This is a genomic window from Stenotrophomonas sp. YJH_SMC_8 (assembly GCF_059371315.1).
In genome coordinates this window covers 55325-76641 of sequence record NZ_JCAFUL010000017.1, presented here as the reverse complement: position 1 = coordinate 76641, position 21317 = coordinate 55325, and the positions used below count along the sequence as shown (strand labels likewise).

Genomic DNA, 21317 nt, shown 5'->3' with positions numbered 1-21317 from the left:
CATGGGCGAGATCGTCGCCTCGGTGCAGCGCGTGACCGACATCATGGCCGAGATCTCCGCTGCCTCGCAGGAACAGAGTGCCGGCATCGAGCAGGTCAACCAGACCGTGGTGCAGATGGACGAAACCACCCAGCAGAACGCCGCGCTGGTGGAAGAGGCCACGGCGGCCGCACGTGCGATGGAAGACCAGGCCGCGCAGCTGGCCGACGCCGTGGCGATCTTCCGCCTCGACAACCAGGTTTCCGCCGCAGTGAAGGCTGTGGCGGAACGCGTGGAACCGGCGCGCGTCACCACCGTGGCCCGTCCGCAGCCGACCAGCACGCCCGCGCCGGTCCGCCGCAGCAGCAACGCCAGTACCTTCGTGGCCAGCGACAGCGACTGGCAGGAATTCTGAGACCCACCTGCGGTGGCTTCGGCCACCGCCCCCGCCGATGGACACGTCCCCCGTGCAAAGTCCTACTCCCATCGTCACCGGCCCGCGCGAGTTCGAGTTCGCCGACCGTGATTTCCGCCGCGTCTGCGACCTGATCTACCAGCGCGTGGGCATCGCGCTCGCGCCGGCCAAGCGCGACATGGTGTATGGCCGCCTGTCGCGCCGCCTGCGCACGCTGGGCATGCGCAGCTTCCAGCAGTACCTGGACCATCTGGAACAGGAAGACGGCGACGAGTGGCAGGCGTTCACCAACGCGCTGACCACCAACCTGACTTCGTTTTTCCGCGAGCCGCACCACTTCGACAAGCTGCGCGAAGAGCTGCAGCAACGCTCGAGCCGCACGCCACTGCTGCTGTGGTCGTGTGCCGCCTCCACCGGTGAAGAGCCCTACTCGATGGCGATCACCGCCTGCGAAGCGTTCGGCACGCTGAAGCCGCCGGTGCGCATCGTCGCCACCGACGTCGATACCCAGGTGCTGGCCACCGCTGGCCGCGGCGTCTACAACATCGATCGCGTCGCCAACCTCGATCCGGACCTGCGCCGCCGCTACTTCCAGCGCGGCAGCGGCCCCAACGAAGGCCAGTGCCGCGTGCTGCCGGCGCTGCGCGAACTGATCGAGTTCCGCCCGCTGAACCTGCTCGCCCCGCGCTACGACGTCGGCGGCCCCTTCGACGCCCTGTTCTGCCGCAACGTGATGATCTATTTCGACAAGCCGACCCAGCGCGCCATCCTCGGCCGCCTGGTACAGCACCTGGCCGATGACGGCCTGCTCTACACCGGACATTCGGAGAACTACCTGCACGCCGCCGACCTGATCCAGCCCTGCGGGCGCACCCTGTACCGCCGCGCGGCAAAGGCCGGCGCATGAACGCCTCACTGCGTACCGACGATGTCATGCGCTACCAGGATGCGCGCTTCCAGACCATTGCCGCCAAGCTGCTGCCCACCCAGTACCTGGTGGTCGATGACACCACCGCGCTGACCACCACGCTGGGCTCCTGCGTGGCCGCCTGCCTGCGCGACCCGGTGCTGAAGATCGGCGGCATGAACCACTTCCTGCTGCCGGAAGGCAACGCCGGCGACGGCGCGCCCGCGCGCTACGGCAGCTATGCGATGGAACTGCTGATCAACGACATGCTCAAGCGCGGCGCGCACCGCAAGCGCATCGAGGCCAAGGTGTTCGGCGGCGCCAACGTACTGAAGGGCTTCACCAGCAATCCGGTCGGCACCCGCAACGCGGAGTTCGTGCGCCAGTACCTGCAGGCCGAGCACATCCCGATCATCGCCGAGGACCTGTGCGGCATCCATCCGCGCAAGATCTGGTTCTTCGCCGATACCGGCCGCGTGGTGGTACAGCGCCTGCCGCATGCCCACGAAGCCGAAGTGGCCGCCACCGAATCGGCGGTGCGTGCGCGCCTGTCCAAGGCTCCGGTCACCGGTGGCGTGGAGCTGTTCGAATGACCCTGACCGGCAACGCCCCCTGCCGGGTCCTGATCGTCGACGACTCCGCCGTCGTGCGCCAGATGCTCACCGAGATCCTGTCCAGCGACCCGACCATCGACGTGGTCGGCACCGCAGCGGACCCGTTGCTGGCGCGCGAGAAGATCAAGCGCCTGGCCCCGGACGTGATCACGCTGGACGTGGAAATGCCACGCATGGACGGCCTGGCCTTCCTGGAAAACCTGATGCGGCTGCACCCGCTGCCAGTGGTGATGATCTCGTCGCTGACCGAACGCGGTGCCGACACCACGCTGCAGGCGCTGGCATTGGGCGCGGTGGACTTCGTCTCCAAGCCCAAGCTGGACGTCGCGCGCGGCTTGCAGGGGTATGCCGATGAGATCATCGCCAAGGTCAAGATGGCGGCGCGCTCACGGGTGCGCCCGCTGGTGCGTGCGGCCGCTCCGAAACTCCTGCTGGAAGCAGCTCCTGCAATGCGCCCGGCTGCACCGCAGTTCCGCACCACCGACCGCCTGATCGCGATTGGTTCTTCGGCCGGCGGCACCGAAGCGCTGCGCGTGGTGCTGGAAGGCATGCCTGCCGATGCTCCCGCCGTGGTGATGACCCAGCACCTGCCCGCCAGCTTCAGCAGCGCCTTCGCCGAGCGACTGGATCGGCACTCGGCGATGGCCGTGCGCGAGGCCAGCGATGGCGAAGCGGTACTTCCCGGCCATGCCTACCTGCCTCCAGGCGGCAAGCACCTGCGCATCATCCGCGACGGTGCGCGCTGGCGCTGCCGCGTCGACGATGGCCCGGCGGTGAACCGTCACAAGCCCGCGGTCGACGTGCTGTTCCGTTCGGTCGCGCAGAGCGCGGGCGGCAACGCCATCGGCGCCATCCTCACCGGCATGGGTGACGACGGCGCGCGCGGCCTGCTGGAAATGCGCCAGGCCGGCGCACCGACGCTGGTCCAGGACGAAGCCACCAGCGTGGTCTGGGGCATGCCCGGCGCCGCGTTCAAGCTCGGCGCGGCCGAGGAACAGGTACCGCTGGAACGCATCGCCGAACGCCTGCTCGCCCTCGCCCGCGGCTGATCGCCCGCAGCATCGCACCGTCTCATTCACTCTTTCAGATGCCGGCCCCGGAAGGGCCGGCGCGGCTGTCATGTTTTTCCAAGGAGTTTGACCATGGCCCTGCGTCTCTTCCGTTACCCACCGTCGCTGCTGGCGGCCGCCCTGCTGGCCCCACTGGCGGCCACCGCTGCCGGCGTGCCAGCACCGCCGCAGGCCATTCCGGGCACTCCCCCCGCCCCCGTCACGAAGGTCGCCGCCTGGACCGATCGCGTCCAGATCCAGGGTGGTCCGGATACCGCATCCAAGCGCCTCCACGCACCCGATGTGGCGCTGCGCATCGTCACCCCCGATGACAGCGAGTCGCTCACGCCAAAGGGGCTCGCACTGCTCTTCAGCGGCAACGAGCCCGACTACTTCCGGCGCAACACCCTGCCCGGCAGCATCGTGGAGAGCCAGGCCAGCCCCGCCACCACGCTGATGCCCAACGTGGCCAGGGCGCTGGTGGGTGGCTACTTCAGCTATGCGCCCGACGCGCTGCCCAACCAGAGCAGCACCCTGCGCTTCAGTGCAGACACCTGGGCGCTGGTGCACCAGGGCAATACGCGGAAGGATCCCCTTTACCGCCTCAACCACGCCAGCACCATCGAGCAACGCCGTGCCGATGGCACCCTGGCTGAAATCATCAGATGCAGTGACAGCGACGACCGGGCGACCCTGGGCGAGTGGCAGGCCAATGACTACGCCAGGCTCAAGATTGCTGCGCAGATGATCACGATGAAGTGCACCGAGAAGCTCATCAAGCGAATACCGGCGATGTACCCTCGCCCGCTTGTTGCTGAAGATCTCACGGCCTACGCAGGCGGCGCCGTGCCTCCAGCCCGGGTGCGCATCTACGCCAGCCTGGGGCGGACCACCACCCTGTACACCGATGCCGCCTGCCGCGAGGACTACCGCGACAGGATCGAGGTCAAGTACAACAACGCCGGTGACAAGGGCGTGCTCGGCATCCCCGCCACGGAAACCCTGCGGAGCAAGGAGAACGAGCGGTTCTCCATGCTCAGCTACCAGGAGTACGAAGTCCCCGGTGGCAAGCCGCTGATCGTCGAAGCGCGCTTCGACGCATCAAGCCGCCTGTATTGCGAGGGCCAGTTGTCGGGACAGTTCGTGGCCAGGCCCGGGCAGGACTACGAAGTGGAAATGGAAGTGGCCGACAAGATGTGCCGCCTGCATCTGCGCCAGGTACACGCCGATGGCACCACGACGCCACAGGTCGCGCGCAAGACCCCCAGCACCTGCGAGGGTACGCGTGCGCCGGTCCGCATTGAACCGCGGCAGGACATGCAGGTCCTGCTGTTCAGCCCGGGCCAGCTGCAGATCCAGGATGCCAGCCAGGGCAGCGCACCGGAGCGGTTGACCGACGACGCGGGCAGCATCGAGGCACTGCGGAAGATGCTGCAGCAGGCCAGCAGCAATCCCGGCACACGCCTGTGCGTGGTGGTACCGGCTACCGATTACAGCAGTGCCCTTCACGATGCCGTGCGCGAACGCGTACTGGACGCACCGCAGGTATTGCCCAGCCTGTGGGAAGAGGCAGCCACGGTGAACAGGCGCCGCAGCGCCGCCGCCGATGCTCCGGTCGGCATGGCCGCTGCGATCGCCCATTGCAATGCGTTCCCGATCAAGGAATTCGCGCCGCGCTGAGGAACCGCCCCCCCTACCTTCGGTCCTCGCCGGGCATCAACCGCCAGAGCGCGCACAGAGCCTCATTTTCGTTTTCCCAAGGAGTACTACCGTGGCATTACGCCCAACCTGCCTCACCGCCGCGATCGCGGCCGTCCTGCTGCTGGCCCCGTCGGCCTACGCCAACGACGAAGCACCCACACCCACGCCAGTCGTGGCTTCCGCAGTCACCAGCGGGTCAACGCTCGATCCAGCAAAGGATGCGGCGACCGCGCCAGAAGTGGCGCACGCGCCCCCCGCGGCCGATCCGGCCATCGAGAATGTCACAGCCGCCGTGGCGTCCCCTCTCGACTACAGCAGCCTGCAGCGCATCAGGATCACCTCAGGGCTGGGTGCCGGCCCCAACGGCAATCGCGTGGGCGATCAGGTGCTGCGCCTGGTGATGCGCGCCGACACCGCTGCCGTCACCGCGGCCAAGGTCGGCCTGTCTGCTCTGGCGTTCGTCACCGGCGTGGGTGACATCGGCACCAGCAACAGCTTCAGCAAGAACAACGTTCGTGGTGAAGACATCCACTCTGTGCCCAGCCCGGCCTTCGGCGCATTGCCCGGCATGATCCGCGAGCAGCTGGCACTCTATTTCGCGGCCCATCCCGGCGCCATTCCCAGCGACGAGCGCACCGTGGAAGCCAGCGCCGGTCAGTGGTCGCTGGTGTACCAGAAGCTCAGCGACGCAGAGACCCCCTACGAGCTGCGCCACGATGTAACCATCGGCTTCCCGGTGGTGCGCAAGCTGTTCCGCACCGCCAGTGGCGGCCAGGGCGTGCGCTGCCAGGACGAAGCACGGGTTGCCCCGCTGCAGGAATGGCAGGCAGACGACTATGCGAAGGCCAAGGCCGCCTCGCGTGACTTCGCAGAGGCCTGCATCGCGCGTTTCGTGGCTGAGCTGCCCCGCCTGTTCCCCGACCATGGCGTGTTGCCGCAGCCTGCGGTGGAAGCCGAGCTTCCGGCAGAAGCGCCGGCCGCGACCGAGGAAGCGGCGGCCGCTACCCAGGCCTGAGCCCGGGTACGCCCCCAAAAGAAGAACCCCCGGCCTTCACCGGGGGTTCTTCGTTTCACCGGGTTGCCGGCCAGCGGCCGGCACTATCGCATCAGGCAGCGACCGTCTTGGCCACGTCCTGGTATTCCTCGATCTGGTCGAAGTTCATGTAGCGGTAGATCTCCGCACCATTGGCGTTGATCACGCCGATGTCCGCCATGTACTCCTCCTTGGTCGGGATGCGGCCCAGGCGCGAGCAGATCGCCGCCAGTTCCGCCGAACCCAGGTACACGTTGGTGTTGCGGCCCAGGCGGTTCGGGAAGTTGCGGGTCGAGGTCGACATCGCGGTGGAGCCTTCGCGGATCTGCGCCTGGTTGCCCATGCACAGCGAGCAGCCCGGCATTTCCATGCGCGCGCCGGTGGCGCCGAAGGTGCCGTACACGCCTTCCTTGGTCAGCTCGGAGGCATCCATCTTGGTCGGCGGGGCCACCCACAGGCGGGTCGGCAGGTCACGCTTGCCTTCCAGCAGCTTCGCAGCCGCGCGGAAATGACCGATGTTGGTCATGCACGAACCAATGAACACTTCGTCGATCTTGGCACCGGCCACTTCGGACAGGGTCTTCACGTCGTCCGGGTCGTTCGGGCAGGCCACGATCGGCTCGTGGATGTCGGCCAGGTCGATCTCGATGACGGCAGCGTATTCGGCGTCGGCATCCGGCTCCAGCAGCTCCGGGTTGGCCAGCCAGGCTTCCATCTTCTCGATGCGGCGCTGCAGCGAGCGCGGATCCTGGTAACCCTCGGCGATCATCCACTTCAGCAGCGTGATGTTGCTGTTGAGGTACTCGATGATCGGTTCCTTGTTCAGGCGCACCGAGCAACCGGCGGCCGAACGCTCGGCCGAGGCGTCGGACAGTTCGAACGCCTGCTCGACCTTCAGCTCCGGCAGGCCTTCGATTTCCAGGATGCGGCCGGAGAAGATGTTCTTCTTGCCAGCCTTGGCCACCGTCAGCAGGCCCGACTTGATCGCGTACAGCGGGATGGCGTTGACCAGGTCACGCAGGGTCACGCCCGGCTGCATCTTGCCCTTGAAGCGCACCAGCACCGACTCCGGCATGTCCAGCGGCATCACGCCGGTGGCTGCAGCGAAGGCGACCAGGCCCGAACCGGCCGGGAACGAAATACCCACCGGGAAGCGGGTGTGCGAGTCACCGCCGGTGCCGACGGTGTCCGGCAGCAGCATGCGGTTGAGCCAGCTGTGGATCACGCCGTCGCCCGGGCGCAGCGAAACGCCGCCACGGGTGGAGATGAACTCCGGCAGGGTGTGGTGGGTCTTCACGTCCACCGGCTTCGGATAAGCGGCGGTGTGGCAGAACGACTGCATCACCAGGTCGGCCGAGAAGCCCAGGCAGGCCAGGTCCTTCAGCTCGTCGCGGGTCATCGGGCCGGTGGTGTCCTGCGAGCCGACCGAGGTCATCTTCGGTTCGCAGTAGGTGCCCGGGCGCATGCCCTGGCCTTCGGCCAGGCCACAGGCGCGGCCGACCATCTTCTGTGCCAGCGAGAAGCCCTTGCCGGTGTCGACCGGCTGCACCGGCAGGCGGAACAGGTCGGTCGGGGCCAGGCCCAGCGCTTCGCGCGCCTTGCCGGTCAGGCCGCGGCCGATGATCAGCGGAATGCGGCCACCAGCGCGCACTTCGTCGAACAGCACGTCGGACTTGACCTGGAACTCGGCGATCACTTCACCATTCTTCAGCGCCTTGCCTTCGTACGGACGCAGCTCGACCACATCGCCGTGCTCCATCTTCGACACGTCCAGCTCGATCGGCAGTGCGCCGGCATCTTCCATGGTGTTGTAGAAGATCGGGGCGATCTTCGAACCCAGGCAGACGCCACCGGCGCGCTTGTTCGGGATGAACGGAATGTCATCGCCGGTCCACCACAGCACACTGTTGGTGGCCGACTTGCGCGAAGAACCGGTGCCGACCACGTCGCCGACATAGGCGACCAGGTGACCCTTGTCCTTCAGGTCGAGAATCTGCTGGATCGGGCCGCGCTTGCCGTCTTCTTCCGGGGTGAACGGCGCATCGTCGCGCTTGTTCTTCAGCATCGCCAGGGCGTGCATCGGGATGTCCGGGCGGGTGGTCGCGTCCGGTGCCGGCGACAGGTCGTCGGTGTTGGTCTCGCCCGGCACCTTGAACACGGTGACGGTCAGGCTCTGCGGCACTTCCGGGTTGCTGGTGAACCACTCGGCGTCGGCCCAGCTCTGCAGCACGGCCTGGGCGTTGGCGTTGCCGGCCTTGGCCTTTTCCTGCACGTCATGGAACGCATCGAACACCAGCAGGGTCTTCTTCAGGCCGTTGGCGGCGATGGTGCCGACGCTGGCGTCGTCCAGCAGCTGCACCAGCGGGGCCACGTTGTAACCGCCGAGCATGGTGCCCAGCAGTTCGGTGGCGCGCTCGCGGCTGATCAGCGGGTTCTGCTCGCTGCCCAGCGCGATCGCGGCCAGGTACGAGGCCTTGACCTTGGCTGCGTCATCGACGCCGGCCGGCACGCGGTGGGTCAGCAGGTCGAGCAGGAACTCGGCCTCGCCCTGCGGCGGGTTCTTCAGCAGTTCGATGACATCGGCCGTCTGCTGCGCGCTCAGCGGCAGCGGCGGGATGCCAAGCGCAGCGCGCTCGGCGACGTGGTGGCGGTAGGCTTCCAACATGACAACTCCCGGGTAATGCGTAGGTTGAAAAAACAAAGTGGGCTCAGGCTTGCGGCACGATCAGCTTCAGGCCCTTGAAGTAGTCGCGGTAAAACGTGTCGTTCCAGGTGATCAGGCCATCGCACTGCAGCAGTGCGTGGGCGCCGACCATGAATTCGTCCAGGCTGCGGCGGCTGCCGCTGCGCTGGCGATGGCGGCGGTGCATCTCGCCGGCGCGCAGGGCCGACTTGGCTTCCATCGGATTGAAGTGCACGCCCATCTCTTCCAGTGCTTCCAGCACCTCGGCGCCGCCGCGCAGCGATGCGCAGACTTCGGCCAGGGTCGCGCCACACACCACTACGCGGCCACCGACCAGGCTCTGCCGCAGGATGGCTTCCACTGCATCGGCCTGCGGACCATTGCTGAGCAGCTCGACCAGCACCGGCGAATCGACGGCGATCATCACGACTTACTCCTCGTCACGCACCGCGCGTACCGCTGCATCGGACGACTCGAAGCCGTCCAGCGCGAACTTGCCGCGCGCCCGTGAAATGGCATCGTCAACACTCTTGCGCAGGATGATGCGGCTGCCGTCCAGCTCGACCTTCAGCAGCGTGCCCTTGGTCAGGCCGAGGGCATCACGCACCGCCTTGGGCAGGGTGATCTGTCCGCGTTCTGCAACAGTGGCTTCCATCGGTAGGCCCTCCAGAGTATGCACAAATTATACATACTTCCCCGGGCATACTTCCACCCTGAACAGGACCGGTGACCCGCCAGCCCTTGCCTCGCAAAGGATCGGCCACAAACGTGACATACGCCATACACCTTCCCCTGTAGTCTGGAACCGATGCCGCAGGCCGGACCCGGCCCGGGTGAATCCATTCAGTTTCGGGTTCATACTGGAACCTCCGGGGCCACCAGGCCCGCGGCGACCGCAAGCAGGCCCGCCCACGCGCGAGCCACTGCAAGCCATCCGCAAGAAGGAGTTACCCCGCATGAGCGATTCGTTCTCCACCCGCAGCCAGCTGAACGTCAGCGGCAAGACCTACGACTACTTCAGCCTGCCCACGCTGGGCCAGCGCTTCGATATCTCCCACCTGCCCTATTCGATGAAGATCCTGCTGGAGAACCTGCTCCGGCATGAGGACGGCGGCGCCACCGTCGGCCCCGACCACATCGAAGCCGTGGCCCGCTGGAACCCGTCCGCCGAGCCGGACACCGAAATCGCCTTCATGCCGGCGCGCGTGGTCCTGCAGGACTTCACCGGCGTGCCCTGCGTGGTCGACCTGGCCGCGATGCGCGATGCGGTGGTCAAGCTCGGCGGCTCGCCAGAGCAGATCAACCCGCAGATTCCCTCCGAACTGGTCATCGACCACTCGGTGCAGGTCGATGTGTTCGGCAAGCCCGACGCGCTGGACCTCAACGGCAAGATCGAATTCCAGCGCAACCAGGAACGCTACGGCTTCCTGCGCTGGGGCCAGAAGGCCTTCGACAACTTCAAGGTGGTGCCGCCCAACACCGGCATCGTCCACCAGGTGAACCTGGAAAACCTGGCCCGCGTGGTGATGACCGCGGACAAGGATGGCAAGGCCGTTGCCTACCCCGATACCGTGTTCGGCACCGACAGCCACACCACGATGATCAACGGCATCGGCGTGCTCGGCTGGGGCGTGGGCGGCATCGAGGCCGAGGCGGCCATGCTCGGCCAGCCGTCGTCGATGCTGATCCCGCAGGTGGTCGGCTTCAAGCTGACCGGCAAGCTGCCCGAAGGTGCCACCGCCACCGACCTGGTGCTGACCGTTACCCAGATGCTGCGCAAGCTGGGCGTAGTCGGCAAGTTCGTCGAGTTCTACGGTGACGGCCTGCAGCACCTGCCGCTGGCCGACCGCGCGACCATCGGCAACATGGCCCCGGAATATGGCGCCACCTGCGGCATCTTCCCGATCGACGCCGAATCGCTGAACTACCTGCGCCTGTCCGGCCGCAGCGAAGAGCAGATCAACCTGGTCGAGGCCTACGCCAAGGCACAGGGCCTGTGGCACGAGCCGGGCAGCCCGCATGCCCAGTACAGCACCACGCTGGAACTGGACATGGGCACGGTGAAGCCGTCGCTGGCCGGCCCCAAGCGCCCGCAGGACCGCGTGCTGCTGGAAGACGTGCAGAAGAACTACCGCGAAGCGCTGGTCGGCATGACCGCCAACCGTGACAAGCGCAGCGAGGATGTGTCCTCGTTCGTCAATGAAGGCGGCGGCGCCGCGGTCGGCAACGAGCAGCTGGCCAAGGGCTTCGCCGACATCGAGATCGAGAACCGCAAGGTGCGGCTGAAGGATGGCGCGGTGGTCATCGCCGCCATCACCTCCTGCACCAATACCTCCAACCCGGCGGTGATGATCGGCGCCGGCCTGCTGGCCCGCAACGCGGCCGCCAAGGGCCTGAACCGCCAGCCGTGGGTGAAGACCTCGCTCGGCCCAGGCTCGCGCGTGGTCACCGACTACCTTGAAAAAGCCGGCGTGCTGAAGGAGCTGGAGAAGATCGGCTTCTACGTGGTCGGCTACGGCTGCACCACCTGCATCGGCAACTCCGGCCCGCTGCCGACCGAAGTCAGCGCCGGCATCGCCACCGGCGACCTGGTCGTCACCTCGGTGCTGTCGGGCAACCGCAACTTCGAGGGCCGCGTGCACCCCGAAGTGAAGATGAACTACCTGGCCAGCCCGCCGCTGGTAGTGGCCTACGCCATCGCCGGTACCACCGACATCGACCTGACCACCCAGCCGCTGGGTACCGGCAGCGATGGCCAGCCGGTGTTCCTGCGCGACATCTGGCCGAGCAACAAGGAAATCGGCGATGTCATCGCCGCCACCATCGGCCCGGAGATGTTCAAGCAGAACTACGCCGATGTGTTCAAGGGTGACACCCGCTGGAACACCATCGCCTCGCCGGACGGCAACCTGTACGAGTGGAGCGATGCCTCCACCTACATCAAGAACCCGCCGTATTTCGATGGCATGACCATGCAGACCGGCAGCATCGACGACGTGCACGGCGCACGCGTGATGGGCCTGTTCGGCGACTCGATCACCACCGACCACATCTCCCCGGCCGGCAACATCAAGAAGGACTCGCCGGCAGGCCGTTTCCTGCAGGAGCGCGGCGTGCAGCCGGCCGACTTCAACAGCTACGGCAGCCGCCGCGGCAACGATGACGTGATGGTGCGCGGCACCTTCGCCAACATCCGCATCAAGAACCTGATGTTCGGTGGCGAGGAAGGCGGCAATACCCTGTACTACCCGGCCAACGGTGGCCAACCGGAAAAGCTGGCGATCTACGATGCGGCCATGAAGTACAAGGCCGACAAGGTGCCGCTGGTGGTACTGGCCGGCAAGGAATACGGCACCGGCTCGTCGCGTGACTGGGCGGCCAAGGGCACCCTGCTGCTGGGAGTGAAGGCGGTCATCGCCGAAAGCTTCGAGCGCATCCACCGCTCCAACCTGGTCGGCATGGGCGTGCTGCCGCTGCAGTTCCGCAACGGTGAGAACGCACAGAGCCTGGGCCTGGACGGCTCGGAGGTGATCGACATCACCGGCCTGCAGGACGGCGCCAGCAAGCGCGCCACGGTCACCGCCACCAAGGCCGATGGCACGAAGAAGACCTTCGAGGTGTCGGTGATGCTGCTGACCCCGAAGGAAGTTGAATACTTCCGCCATGGCGGCCTGCTGCAGTACGTGCTGCGCCAGCTGGCCAGCAAGTAACGCCTGACCTGTAGCGCCGAGCCATGCTCGGCTCGCTCCGCGCACAGGCACGGGGCCGGATCCCACGGGGTCCGGCCCCTCATCCATCCAGGGCTACGGCTCCACCGCGAACAGGTGCCACGCCGTCTTCAGCGCCGCAGCGTCGCCATCCAGCGTCCACAGGCCCTCCTCCCAACGGGTGTGCCCATCGGCCGCATGCGCGTTGTACACGCGCACCCGCATCTCCAGTGATGGATGCGGCGTGTCATCCGCGCGGTAGCAGACCGCGCCCAGATCCTGGTCGTAGAGATTGGCGAAGAAGCCCTCCGGGCACTGCACCGATGCAACCCGGAAACCACTGTCGCCGTTGTCACGGTGCTGCATGCGGATCGAGTAGGCCGCCAGCCCACCCGGGTGCGCAGCCAGCTGCAGGCGCAGCACGGCCGATTCGCCCCTGGCCAGCACCGGATAGTTGAGCTGGGCCATCGGTTCGGCCGCGAACGCGGCCACGGACATCGACAACAGCGGCAGGCACAGTAGAAGCGATCGCATCGGCAGGACTCCATCGGAGGGAGCCTTGATGATCATCACTGCGCGCCGCAACGTCTTTCAGAATGCGACGAAATGCGCTGCGGCACGGCGTCGCAGGCGGCGGCCACTGCGGCCGCCACCGGCAGGCCGATCAGCGCCGTGGTGCGTCCGGGTCGGTGCGCAGCGCCTTCAGCAGGCCCCACATGTAGAACGCCAGCGTGAACGAGAACGGCAGGCCGCACAGCACCACCGCCGTCTGCATCGCGCTGAAGTTGCCGGCCAGCAGCAGGCCCACGCTGGCCACGGTGATGCCGGCCGCCCAGAACACGCGCAGCCAGATCGGCGCGTCGTGGCCGTCCTCCACGCCGTCATCGACACGACGGGTGCACAGGTTGGCGATCATCAGCGTGCCCGAATCAACCGGGGTCAGGAACAGCACGAAGCCGATCACCACCGCAGCACCCGCCACGTAAGGCGCTGCAGGCAGGTACTCGAGCAGCTTGAACAGCGTCATCGCCGCATCGTGCTGGGCCACCTCACCCAGGACCGCCTGGCCGTGGTTCAGCACCAGGTCGATGGCGGTGTTGCCGAAGATCGACAGCCAGGCCAGGGTGAAACCAAGCGGGATCAGCAGCACGCCCATGATCACTTCGCGGATGGTGCGGCCACGCGAGATGCGCGCCACGAAAAGACCGACGAACGGTGCCCAGGCAATCCACCACGCCCAGTAGAACAGCGTCCACGAGCCCATCCACTCACGGCCCTTCGGGTCGTTGAGGTACATGTCGAAGCTCTTGCGCACGAAGGCGCCCAGGTAGTCGCCGGTGTTCTGGATCAGGCCATCGAACAGGTGCAGGGTCGGGCCGGTGACCAGCACGAACAGCAGCAGGCCGCACAGCAGGCGCACGTTGAGGTTGGAGAGCCACGCGATGCCCTTCTCCACACCCGCAACCACGCCGATGGTGGCCACCACCATCATCACCAGCACGATCGCCACCAGCACCTGCGGCGTATCCGGGATGTGGAACAGGTAGACCAGGCCGGACTGCACCACCAGCGCACCGATGCCAAGGTTGGTGACCATCGAGATCAGCGTGGCGAGGATGCCGAAGCCATCGACCATGTCGCCGATGCGGCCATGGATGCGCTCGCCGAAGATCGGGTACAGCGCCGAGCGGAGCGCCAGCGGCAGGTCGCGGCGGTAGGCGAAGTAGCCCAGCGCCACGCCCACCAGCGCATACAGCGCCCAGCCGTGCAGGCCCCAGTGCAGGAAGGTCAGCACCATCGCCTCGCGGCCGGCGGTCACGGTACCGCCAGGCTGCCCGGGCGGATTGAGGAAATGGTCCAGCGGCTCGTAGGCGCCGTAGTACAGCAGCGCGATGCCGATGCCGGCCGAGAACAGCATCGACACCCAGGCCACGTAGCCGAACGCCGGTGATTCCTCGTTGTGGCCCAGGCGGATGCGGCCATACGGCGAGAACGCCAGCCACAGCACGAACCCCAGGCACAGCACGATCAGCAGCATGTACCACCAGCCGAACGCCGCCGAGACCTCGGCCTGCGCCCATTGCAGCCAGTGTTCGCTGCCTTCGGGATAGAGAACGGTGAGCAGCCCGAGGATGCCGATCGACACCGAGGAACTGAAGAACACAAAACGGTTCAAGCGCAGGGGCGAACGCTTGGGATGAGCCAGGGAAGACATGGGGTCGTCTCATCAAGTCCGAGGGAGCACATGGGCGGGGCCGGACCGGTAAACCGGGCCCATGGCGTGGGGCGCGAGCGCATCCTAGGGTTTATTGATTGAACGTTCAATCAATAAAAAGCATAATGGCGGGCAGCCCGATCCTTCGGGTCGCAATCCGTGGAGAGACAATGCCGAAGAAAGGCGTGGAACCGGTACGGCGCGAGCAGCTGATCCGGGCCACTTTCCAGACCATCGACGAGATCGGCATGGCCGATGCGACCGTCGCCACCATCGCGAAGAAGGCCGGGCTGTCCAGCGGCATCGTCGCCCACTACTTCGGCGACAAGGACGGCCTGCTCAATGCTGCAATGCGGCAGATCCTGCGCGAGCTGAAGGACGCGGTCGCCCGTTACCGTGCCGAGGTTGGCGACGACCCGCGCGACCAGCTGCGCGCCATCGTCGATGGCAACTTCGACGACAGCCAGATCAACGGCACCGCGATGCGCGTCTGGCTCACCTTCTGGGCCGCGAGCATGCACCAGCCGGAACTGGCCCGGCTGCAGCGCGCCAACGACCAGCGCCTGTTCTCCAACCTGTGCCACCAGTTCAACCGCCTGCTGCCCCACCCGCAGGCCCGCCTGGCCGCCCGTGGCCTGGCCGCGATGATCGACGGCCTGTGGCTGCGCGGCAGCCTGGTCGGCGGCCAGTTCAACGCCGAGAAGTCCCGGCGCATTGCTTACGGCTACATCGACTTCCAGTTGCAGGCTGGCGCGCTATAAGCGCTTCAGCACCCGCCCCCTTCCAAGGAGTACGCCCCATGACCACCCTGCCCGTCCAACAGCTCTACATCCACGGCCAGCGCGTCGACGCCACCAGCGGCAAGACCTTCAGGACCGTCAACCCGGCCACCGGTGAAGTGATCGCCGAGGTGCAGGTCGCCAGCCAGGCCGACGTCGAGCGCGCCGTGCAGAGCGCGGCCGACGGCCAGAAGGTGTGGGCCGCGATGACCGCGATGGAGCGTTCGCGCATCCTGCGCCGCGCCGTCGAGATCCTGCGTGAACGCAACGACGAGCTGGCCCACCTGGAAACCCTGGACACCGGCAAGGCGCTGGCCGAGACCACCACCGTGGACATCGTCACCGGTGCCGACGTGGTCGAGTACTACGCCGGCCTGGCCACCGCCATCGAAGGCATCCAGCTGCCGCTGCGCGAATCGAGCTTCTTCTACACCCGCCGCGAGCCGCTGGGCGTGGTCGCCGGCATCGGCGCCTGGAACTACCCGATCCAGATCGCCATGTGGAAGTCGGCCCCGGCCCTGGCCGCGGGCAACGCGATGGTGTTCAAGCCGTCCGAAGTGACCCCGCTGACCGCGATCCGGCTGGCCGAGATCTACACCGAAGCCGGCGTGCCGGCCGGCGTGTTCAACGTGGTGCAGGGCCCGGGCCGCGAGATCGGCCAGTGGCTGACCGAGCACCCGGTGATCGAGAAGATCTCCTTCACCGGCGGCGTCGCCACCGGCAAGAAGGTGATGGCCAGCGCCGCCTCCTCGTCGCTGAAGGAAGTGACCATGGAACTGGGCGGCAAGTCGCCGCTGGTGATCTGCGATGACGCCGACCTGGACCGTGCCGCCGACATCGCGGTGATGGCCAACTTCTTCAGTTCCGGCCAGGTCTGCACCAACGGCACCCGCGTGTTCGTGCCGCGCAGCATGCTGGCCGCATTCGAGGCCGCCGTTGTAGAGCGCGTCAAGCGCATCCGCATCGGCGACCCGATGGCCGCCGAGACCAACTTCGGCCCGCTGACCAGCTTCCCGCACATGGAAAACGTGCTGCGCTACATCGAAAGCGGCAAGGCCGAAGGCGCCCGCCTGCTGACCGGCGGCGGCCGTGCCACCGAAGGCGCGCTGGCCAACGGTGCCTACGTGCTGCCGACCGTGTTCTCCGACTGCCGCGATGACATGACGATTGTCCGCGAAGAGATCTTCGGGCCGGTGATGAGCATCCTCGCCTACGACGACGAAGACGAAGTGGTGCGTCGTGCCAACGACACCACCTTCGGCCTGGCCGCCGGCGTGGTCAGCAAGGACGTCAGCCGCGCCCACCGCATCATCCACCGCCTGGAAGCCGGCATCTGCTGGATCAACACCTGGGGTGAATCGCCGGCCGAAATGCCGGTGGGTGGCTACAAGGAATCCGGCGTCGGCCGCGAGAATGGCATCTCCACCCTCGGCCACTACACCCGCATCAAGTCGGTGCAGGTCGAGCTGGGCGACTACGCCAGCGTGTTCTGACCGGCGCGCCCTGCGCGCGCCCCATCGTGCGGCCATCGTGCCGATCCGACATTCCGCCGGGACGCCTGCATGCAGCGCGCCCCGGCCTGCAGGAGACACCCATGAGCACCCATAACGAGTACGACTACATCATCATCGGCGCCGGTTCGGCCGGCAACGTGCTGGCCACCCGCCTCACCGAAGATGCCGATGTCAGCGTGCTGCTGCTGGAAGCCGGTGGCCCGGACTACCGGCTCGACTTCCGTACCCAGATGCCGGCCGCGCTGGCCTTCCCGCTGCAGGGCAAGCGCTACAACTGGGCGTACAAGACCGATCCCGAGCCCTTCATGAACAACCGCCGCATGGACTGCGGCCGCGGCAAGGGCCTGGGCGGCTCGTCGCTGATCAACGGCATGTGCTACATCCGTGGCAACGCGATGGACTACGACAACTGGGCCAGCATGCCGGGCCTGGAAGACTGGACCTACCTGGACTGCCTGCCGTACTTCCGCAAGGCCGAAACCCGCGACATCGGCCCCAACGACTACCACGGTGGTGATGGCCCGCTGCGCGTGACCACGCCGAAGGCCGGCAACAACGAGCTGTTCGCGGCGATGGTCGAGGCCGGCGTGCAGGCCGGTTACCCGCGCACCGACGACCTCAACGGTTACCAGCAGGAAGGCTTCGGCCCGATGGACCGCACGGTGACCCCGAAGGGCCGTCGCTCCAGCACTGCCCGCGGCTACCTGGACCTGGCCAAGCCGCGCCCGAACCTGACCATCGTCACCCACGCGCTGACCGACCGCATCCTGTTCTCGGGCAAGCGTGCAGTGGGCGTGCAGTGGCTGCACAACGACCAGCCGCAGCGTGCCACTGCCCGTCGCGAAGTGCTGCTGTGCGGTGGCGCCATCGCCTCGCCGCAGATCCTGCAGCGCTCCGGCGTCGGCCCGGCCGACCTGCTGCGCAGCCTGGACATCGACCTGGTGCACCACCTGCCGGGCGTCGGCGCCAACCTGCAGGACCACCTTGAGATGTACCTGCAGTACGAGTGCAAGAAACCGGTCTCGCTGGCCCCGGCACTGAAGCTGTACAACCAGCCGGCGATCGGCGCCGAGTGGCTGTTCCTGGGCACCGGCATCGGCGCCAGCAACCAGTTCGAGGCCGGTGGCTTCATCCGCAGCGACGCCGAATTCGACTGGCCGAACCTGCAGTACCACTTCCTGCCGGTGGCGATCAATTACAACGGCTCCAACCCGATCAAGGCGCACAGCTTCCAGATGCACGTCGGCTCGATGCGCTCGCCCAGCCGCGGCCGCATCCACGTGCGTTCCAAGGACCCGCGCGAACATCCCAGCATCCTGTTCAACTACATGTCGCACGACCAGGACTGGCGCGAGTTCCGCGCGGCGATCCGCATCACCCGCGAGATCTTCGCGCAGCCGGCGCTGGCCCCGTACAGCGGCCGCGAGATCTCGCCGGGCAGCGCGCTGCAGACCGACGCGCAGATCGATGCGTTCGTGCGCGAGCATGCCGAGACCGCCTACCACCCGTCGTGCTCGAACAAGATGGGCCATGCCGATGACCCGATGGCGGTGGTCGATGGCCAGGGCCGCGTGCACGGCCTGGAAGGCCTGCGCATCGTCGATGCCTCGATCATGCCGCAGGTGGTGACCGGCAACCTCAACGCGCCGACCATCATGATGGCCGAGAAGCTGGCCGACGTGATCCGCGGCCGCACCCCGCTGGCCCGCAGCACCGCGCCGTACTACAAGGCCAATGGTGCGCCGGTGCGCAAGCAGGGTTGACGCAGACAGCTCGCTACGCGGCCTCCCCCGCCTCCATGTGGGTGCCCACCTTGGTGGGCACGCCTCCACAGCCCCCCTCGCAATCCTGTGCCGACCAAGGTCGGCACCCACCGTTGCCGCGCCGCAACCCCCTCTTCGCGTTTTCCCTACGGCGGGGTATGCTGCAATGAACGGCCATTGTCGCTACGCTCAGGGCCGGAACCTAATACATCACGATTCCTGGAGGGGGAATATGAGTCTGGATCGTCCCTGGCTGCAGAGCTATCCGAAAGGCGTTCCCGCCGAGATCGACGTCAACGAGTTCCATTCGGTAGCTTCGGTCTTCGACGCTTCCGTCGCGAAGTTCCGCGACCGTCCGGCCTACTCCAGCTTCGGCAAGGTGCTCACCTACGGTGAGACCGATGCGCTGGTCACCCAGTTCGCGGCCTACCTGCTGGGTGAGCTCAAGCTCAAGAAGGGTGACCGCGTCGCCCTGATGATGCCCAACTGCCTGCAGTATCCGGTGGCCACCTTCGGCGTGCTGCGCGCAGGCCTCACCGTGGTCAACGTCAACCCGCTGTACACCGCCCGCGAGCTGAAGCACCAGCTGGTCGACGCCGGCGTGACCGCGCTGGTCGTGGTCGACAACTTCGGCGATACCGTCGAGCAGGTCATCGCCGACACGCCGGTCAAGCACGTAATCACCACCGGCCTGGGCGACCTGCTCGGCGCCAAGGGCGCGATCGTCAACTTCGTGCTGAAGTACATCAAGAAGATGGTGCCCAACTACCACGTCAAGGGTGCCGTCCGCTTCAGGCAGGCACTCAAGCTGGGCAGCCGCCACGCGCTCCCGCCGGTCGAGATCGACCACGACGACATCGCCTTCCTGCAGTACACCGGCGGCACCACCGGCGTGGCCAAGGGTGCGATGCTGACCAACCGCAACCTGATCGCCAACATGCAGCAGGCCTCGGCCTGGATCAGTGCGTCGGGCATCGAGATGGGCAAGGAGTGGATCATTACCGCCCTGCCGCTGTACCACATCTTCGCATTGACGGCGAACGGCCTGGTCTTCATGAAGTTCGGTGGCTGCAACCACCTGATCACCAATCCGCGCGACATGAAGGGTTTCGTCAAGGAGCTCAAGTCGGTGCGCTTCACCGCCATCACCGGCGTCAACACGCTGTTCAACGGCCTGCTCAATACCCCCGGTTTCGACACGGTCGACTTCTCGTCGCTGAAGGTCACCCTGGGTGGCGGCATGGCCGTGCAGCGCGCCGTGGCCGAACGCTGGAAAAAGGTGACCGGCGTTACCCTGGTCGAGGCCTATGGCCTGACCGAGACGTCGCCGGCGGCCTGCATCAACCCGCTTACCCTCACCGAGTACAACGGTTCGATCGGCCTGCCGATCCCGTCCACCGATGCCTGCATCAAGGATGACAACAGCAACATCCTGCCGCTGGGCGAAGTCGGCGAACTCTGCATCAAGGGCCCACAGGTGATGAAGGGCTATTGGCAGCGTCCGGAGGAAACCGACAAGGCCATCGACGCCGACGGCTGGCTGCACACCGGCGACATGGCGAAGATGGACGAACAGGGCTTCTTCTACATCGTCGACCGCAAGAAGGACATGATCCTGGTGTCCGGCTTCAACGTGTACCCGAACGAAGTCGAGGATGTCATCGCGATGATGCCCGGCGTGCTGGAAGTGGCTGCGGTCGGCGTGCCGGACGAGAAATCCGGCGAGGTGGTCAAGGTGGTCATCGTGAAGAAGGACCCGAACCTGACCGCCGAAATGGTCAAGGAGCATGCCCGGGCCAACCTGACCGGTTACAAGCACCCCAAAATCGTAGAATTCCGAAAGGAGCTGCCGAAGACCAACGTCGGCAAAATCCTCCGTCGCGAACTCCGCGATACGCCCGCCCAGTAAGGGTTTCGGGCAATTTGAACGGCATCGGGCCCGGGACGGAAACGTTCCGGGCCCTTTCGCATGCGGCGCCCCGGTGGCGGTGTAGCATCGCCGCGTGTGTGGACCGTTCGGCCCGCCGGCCACCCACCTGACTCTGCGGGCCGCATGCCGAGGACCCTTCCATGAGTACCATCGAAAAGCTGCCCAGCAGCGGCTCGCGTTTTGCCACCATCCGTACCGAGGACAGCGCCGACGGCAATGCCCACTGGCTGTTCATGCATGCCGATGCCGCCACCGGCATCCGTCCGTGCTGCCGAAAGGACATGCTCGACGAGATGTGGAGCTTCATGGCTGCCATCACCCGCAGCCCCGCCGAGCGCCACAGCGGCACGTTGCGGCATTTCGTGCTGGCGTCCGATGCCGTCGCCTACAACCTGGGGGGCGACCTGGACCTGTTCACCCGCCTGATCCGCGAAGGCAACCGCGACCTCCTGCTGAACTACGCCCAGCGGTGCGTGGAAGGCGTGCACCACCTGCATACCGGATTCGGCGGCGACGTGCGTTCGATCGCCCTGATCCAGGGCGACGCGCTTGGCGGTGGCCTGGAAATGGCACTGGCCTGCCACACCATCGTGGCCGAGGAAGGCAGCGGAATGGGCCTGCCCGAAGTGCTGTTCGGCCTTTTCCCCGGCATGGGGGCCTATTCGTTCCTGTGCCGGCGGGTGTCACCGCACCTGGCCGAGAAGATCATCCTTGACGGCCGTGTCTACAGCGCCGAGGAAATGCATGCGCTGGGCATCGTCGATGTACTGGCGAAGAAGGGCGAAGGTCGTGCCGCAGTTGAAGAATTGATCCGCCAGCAGCAACGCACCCCGCAGTCCTATCTGGCAATGAACGCCGCACGCAGCATTGCCCAGGCGGTCAGCTACGACGAACTGCTGGAGATCACCAAGGTATGGGTCGATTCCGCCCTCGCCCTTGGCGACCGCTCCTTGCGCACCATGGATCGCTTGATCAAGGCCCAGACCCGTCGCGCCGGTCTCGACGCGGCCTGATTCATCCCCTCCCCC

16 protein-coding genes and 1 pseudogene are annotated in these 21317 nt (G+C 66.5%); 12 read left to right on the top strand and 5 right to left on the bottom strand.

Features of this window, described 5'->3' with window-relative positions; all coding sequences use genetic code 11:
• From AC5P88_RS17635 to AC5P88_RS17610, 6 genes and pseudogenes are all read left to right on the top strand, one after another.
• Nucleotides 1–394, top strand: a pseudogene (locus AC5P88_RS17635) (methyl-accepting chemotaxis protein); the annotation flags it as partial.
• 37 nt (nt 395–431) lie between these two features.
• The gene (locus tag AC5P88_RS17630) at nt 432–1301 is read left to right on the top strand and encodes a CheR family methyltransferase (RefSeq protein ID WP_099554771.1); all 870 of its coding nucleotides are present in this window, start codon (nt 432–434) and stop codon (nt 1299–1301) included.
• Entirely contained in the window at nt 1298–1894 is a 597-nt protein-coding gene (cheD, locus tag AC5P88_RS17625; RefSeq protein WP_014037083.1) for a chemoreceptor glutamine deamidase CheD, read from the top strand. Before AC5P88_RS17630 ends, cheD begins: the two co-directional genes overlap by 4 nt.
• Complete coding sequence (locus AC5P88_RS17620; protein ID WP_106550796.1) at nt 1891–2964, top strand: protein-glutamate methylesterase/protein-glutamine glutaminase; 1074 nt, start codon at nt 1891–1893, stop codon at nt 2962–2964. Before cheD ends, AC5P88_RS17620 begins: the two co-directional genes overlap by 4 nt.
• 93 nt (nt 2965–3057) lie before the next feature.
• On the top strand, nt 3058–4644 hold the full coding sequence (locus AC5P88_RS17615) for a hypothetical protein (protein ID WP_106550797.1): 1587 nt from the start codon (nt 3058–3060) through the stop codon (nt 4642–4644).
• Between the two features lie 91 nt (nt 4645–4735).
• Nucleotides 4736–5680: a hypothetical protein gene (locus AC5P88_RS17610; RefSeq protein ID WP_495225629.1), complete on the top strand. Its 945-nt coding sequence runs from the start codon at nt 4736–4738 to the stop codon at nt 5678–5680.
• A gap of 91 nt (nt 5681–5771) precedes the next feature.
• On the opposite strand, the gene acnB is transcribed toward AC5P88_RS17610, so the two are convergent.
• From acnB to AC5P88_RS17595, 3 genes are read right to left on the bottom strand one after another with little or no spacing between them, the layout of a single operon-like run.
• The gene (gene acnB / locus AC5P88_RS17605; RefSeq protein WP_099554761.1) at nt 5772–8363 is read right to left on the bottom strand and encodes a bifunctional aconitate hydratase 2/2-methylisocitrate dehydratase; all 2592 of its coding nucleotides are present in this window, start codon (nt 8361–8363) and stop codon (nt 5772–5774) included.
• Between the two features lie 43 nt (nt 8364–8406).
• Nucleotides 8407–8805, bottom strand: a complete 399-nt coding sequence (locus tag AC5P88_RS17600; protein ID WP_008267153.1) for a type II toxin-antitoxin system VapC family toxin — start codon at nt 8803–8805, stop codon at nt 8407–8409.
• Nucleotides 8806–8811: 6 nt separating this feature from the next.
• Nucleotides 8812–9036, bottom strand: a complete 225-nt coding sequence (locus AC5P88_RS17595; RefSeq protein WP_005409505.1) for an AbrB/MazE/SpoVT family DNA-binding domain-containing protein — start codon at nt 9034–9036, stop codon at nt 8812–8814.
• Between the two features lie 301 nt (nt 9037–9337).
• Between AC5P88_RS17595 and acnA the strand changes: the two genes are divergently transcribed.
• Nucleotides 9338–12091, top strand: coding sequence for an aconitate hydratase AcnA (gene acnA, locus AC5P88_RS17590; RefSeq protein WP_495225627.1), 2754 nt, complete (start codon nt 9338–9340; stop codon nt 12089–12091).
• A gap of 93 nt (nt 12092–12184) precedes the next feature.
• Here the strand turns inward: acnA and AC5P88_RS17585 are convergent, their stop codons facing one another.
• Complete coding sequence (locus AC5P88_RS17585; protein ID WP_495225626.1) at nt 12185–12622, bottom strand: hypothetical protein; 438 nt, start codon at nt 12620–12622, stop codon at nt 12185–12187.
• A 130-nt stretch (nt 12623–12752) separates the two neighbouring features.
• Nucleotides 12753–14303 (bottom strand): BCCT family transporter, encoded by a 1551-nt coding sequence (locus tag AC5P88_RS17580; protein ID WP_495225625.1) that lies wholly within the window; start codon nt 14301–14303, stop codon nt 12753–12755.
• A 170-nt stretch (nt 14304–14473) separates the two neighbouring features.
• On the opposite strand from AC5P88_RS17580, the gene betI reads away from it, so the two are divergent.
• From betI to AC5P88_RS17555, 5 genes are all read left to right on the top strand, one after another.
• Entirely contained in the window at nt 14474–15064 is a 591-nt protein-coding gene (gene betI, locus AC5P88_RS17575) for a transcriptional regulator BetI (protein ID WP_049435024.1), read from the top strand.
• Nucleotides 15065–15102: 38 nt separating this feature from the next.
• Entirely contained in the window at nt 15103–16575 is a 1473-nt protein-coding gene (gene betB / locus AC5P88_RS17570; protein WP_106550802.1) for a betaine-aldehyde dehydrogenase, read from the top strand.
• A 101-nt stretch (nt 16576–16676) separates the two neighbouring features.
• A complete protein-coding gene (gene betA / locus AC5P88_RS17565) occupies nt 16677–18359 on the top strand; it encodes a choline dehydrogenase (protein ID WP_049429885.1) in 1683 nt (560 codons plus the stop codon).
• A gap of 232 nt (nt 18360–18591) precedes the next feature.
• The gene (locus AC5P88_RS17560) at nt 18592–20268 is read left to right on the top strand and encodes a long-chain fatty acid--CoA ligase (RefSeq protein WP_106550804.1); all 1677 of its coding nucleotides are present in this window, start codon (nt 18592–18594) and stop codon (nt 20266–20268) included.
• Nucleotides 20269–20429: 161 nt separating this feature from the next.
• Entirely contained in the window at nt 20430–21302 is an 873-nt protein-coding gene (locus tag AC5P88_RS17555) for a crotonase/enoyl-CoA hydratase family protein (RefSeq protein WP_106550805.1), read from the top strand.
• Nucleotides 21303–21317 lie beyond the last annotated feature (15 nt).

Bases quoted from the DNA above. Each gene is read 5' to 3' on its own strand.
- AC5P88_RS17630 (WP_099554771.1), top strand. From the start codon at position 432: ATGGACACGTCCCCCGTGCAAAGTCCTACTCCCATCGTCACCGGCCCG.
- cheD (WP_014037083.1), top strand. From the start codon at position 1,298: ATGAACGCCTCACTGCGTACCGACGATGTCATGCGCTACCAGGATGCG.
- AC5P88_RS17620 (WP_106550796.1), top strand. From the start codon at position 1,891: ATGACCCTGACCGGCAACGCCCCCTGCCGGGTCCTGATCGTCGACGAC.
- AC5P88_RS17615 (WP_106550797.1), top strand. From the start codon at position 3,058: ATGGCCCTGCGTCTCTTCCGTTACCCACCGTCGCTGCTGGCGGCCGCC.
- acnB (WP_099554761.1), bottom strand. From the start codon at position 8,363: ATGTTGGAAGCCTACCGCCACCACGTCGCCGAGCGCGCTGCGCTTGGC.
- AC5P88_RS17600 (WP_008267153.1), bottom strand. From the start codon at position 8,805: ATGATCGCCGTCGATTCGCCGGTGCTGGTCGAGCTGCTCAGCAATGGT.
- AC5P88_RS17595 (WP_005409505.1), bottom strand. From the start codon at position 9,036: ATGGAAGCCACTGTTGCAGAACGCGGACAGATCACCCTGCCCAAGGCG.
- acnA (WP_495225627.1), top strand. From the start codon at position 9,338: ATGAGCGATTCGTTCTCCACCCGCAGCCAGCTGAACGTCAGCGGCAAG.
- AC5P88_RS17585 (WP_495225626.1), bottom strand. From the start codon at position 12,622: ATGCGATCGCTTCTACTGTGCCTGCCGCTGTTGTCGATGTCCGTGGCC.
- AC5P88_RS17580 (WP_495225625.1), bottom strand. From the start codon at position 14,303: ATGTCTTCCCTGGCTCATCCCAAGCGTTCGCCCCTGCGCTTGAACCGT.
- betI (WP_049435024.1), top strand. From the start codon at position 14,474: ATGCCGAAGAAAGGCGTGGAACCGGTACGGCGCGAGCAGCTGATCCGG.
- betB (WP_106550802.1), top strand. From the start codon at position 15,103: ATGACCACCCTGCCCGTCCAACAGCTCTACATCCACGGCCAGCGCGTC.
- betA (WP_049429885.1), top strand. From the start codon at position 16,677: ATGAGCACCCATAACGAGTACGACTACATCATCATCGGCGCCGGTTCG.
- AC5P88_RS17560 (WP_106550804.1), top strand. From the start codon at position 18,592: ATGAGTCTGGATCGTCCCTGGCTGCAGAGCTATCCGAAAGGCGTTCCC.
- AC5P88_RS17555 (WP_106550805.1), top strand. From the start codon at position 20,430: ATGAGTACCATCGAAAAGCTGCCCAGCAGCGGCTCGCGTTTTGCCACC.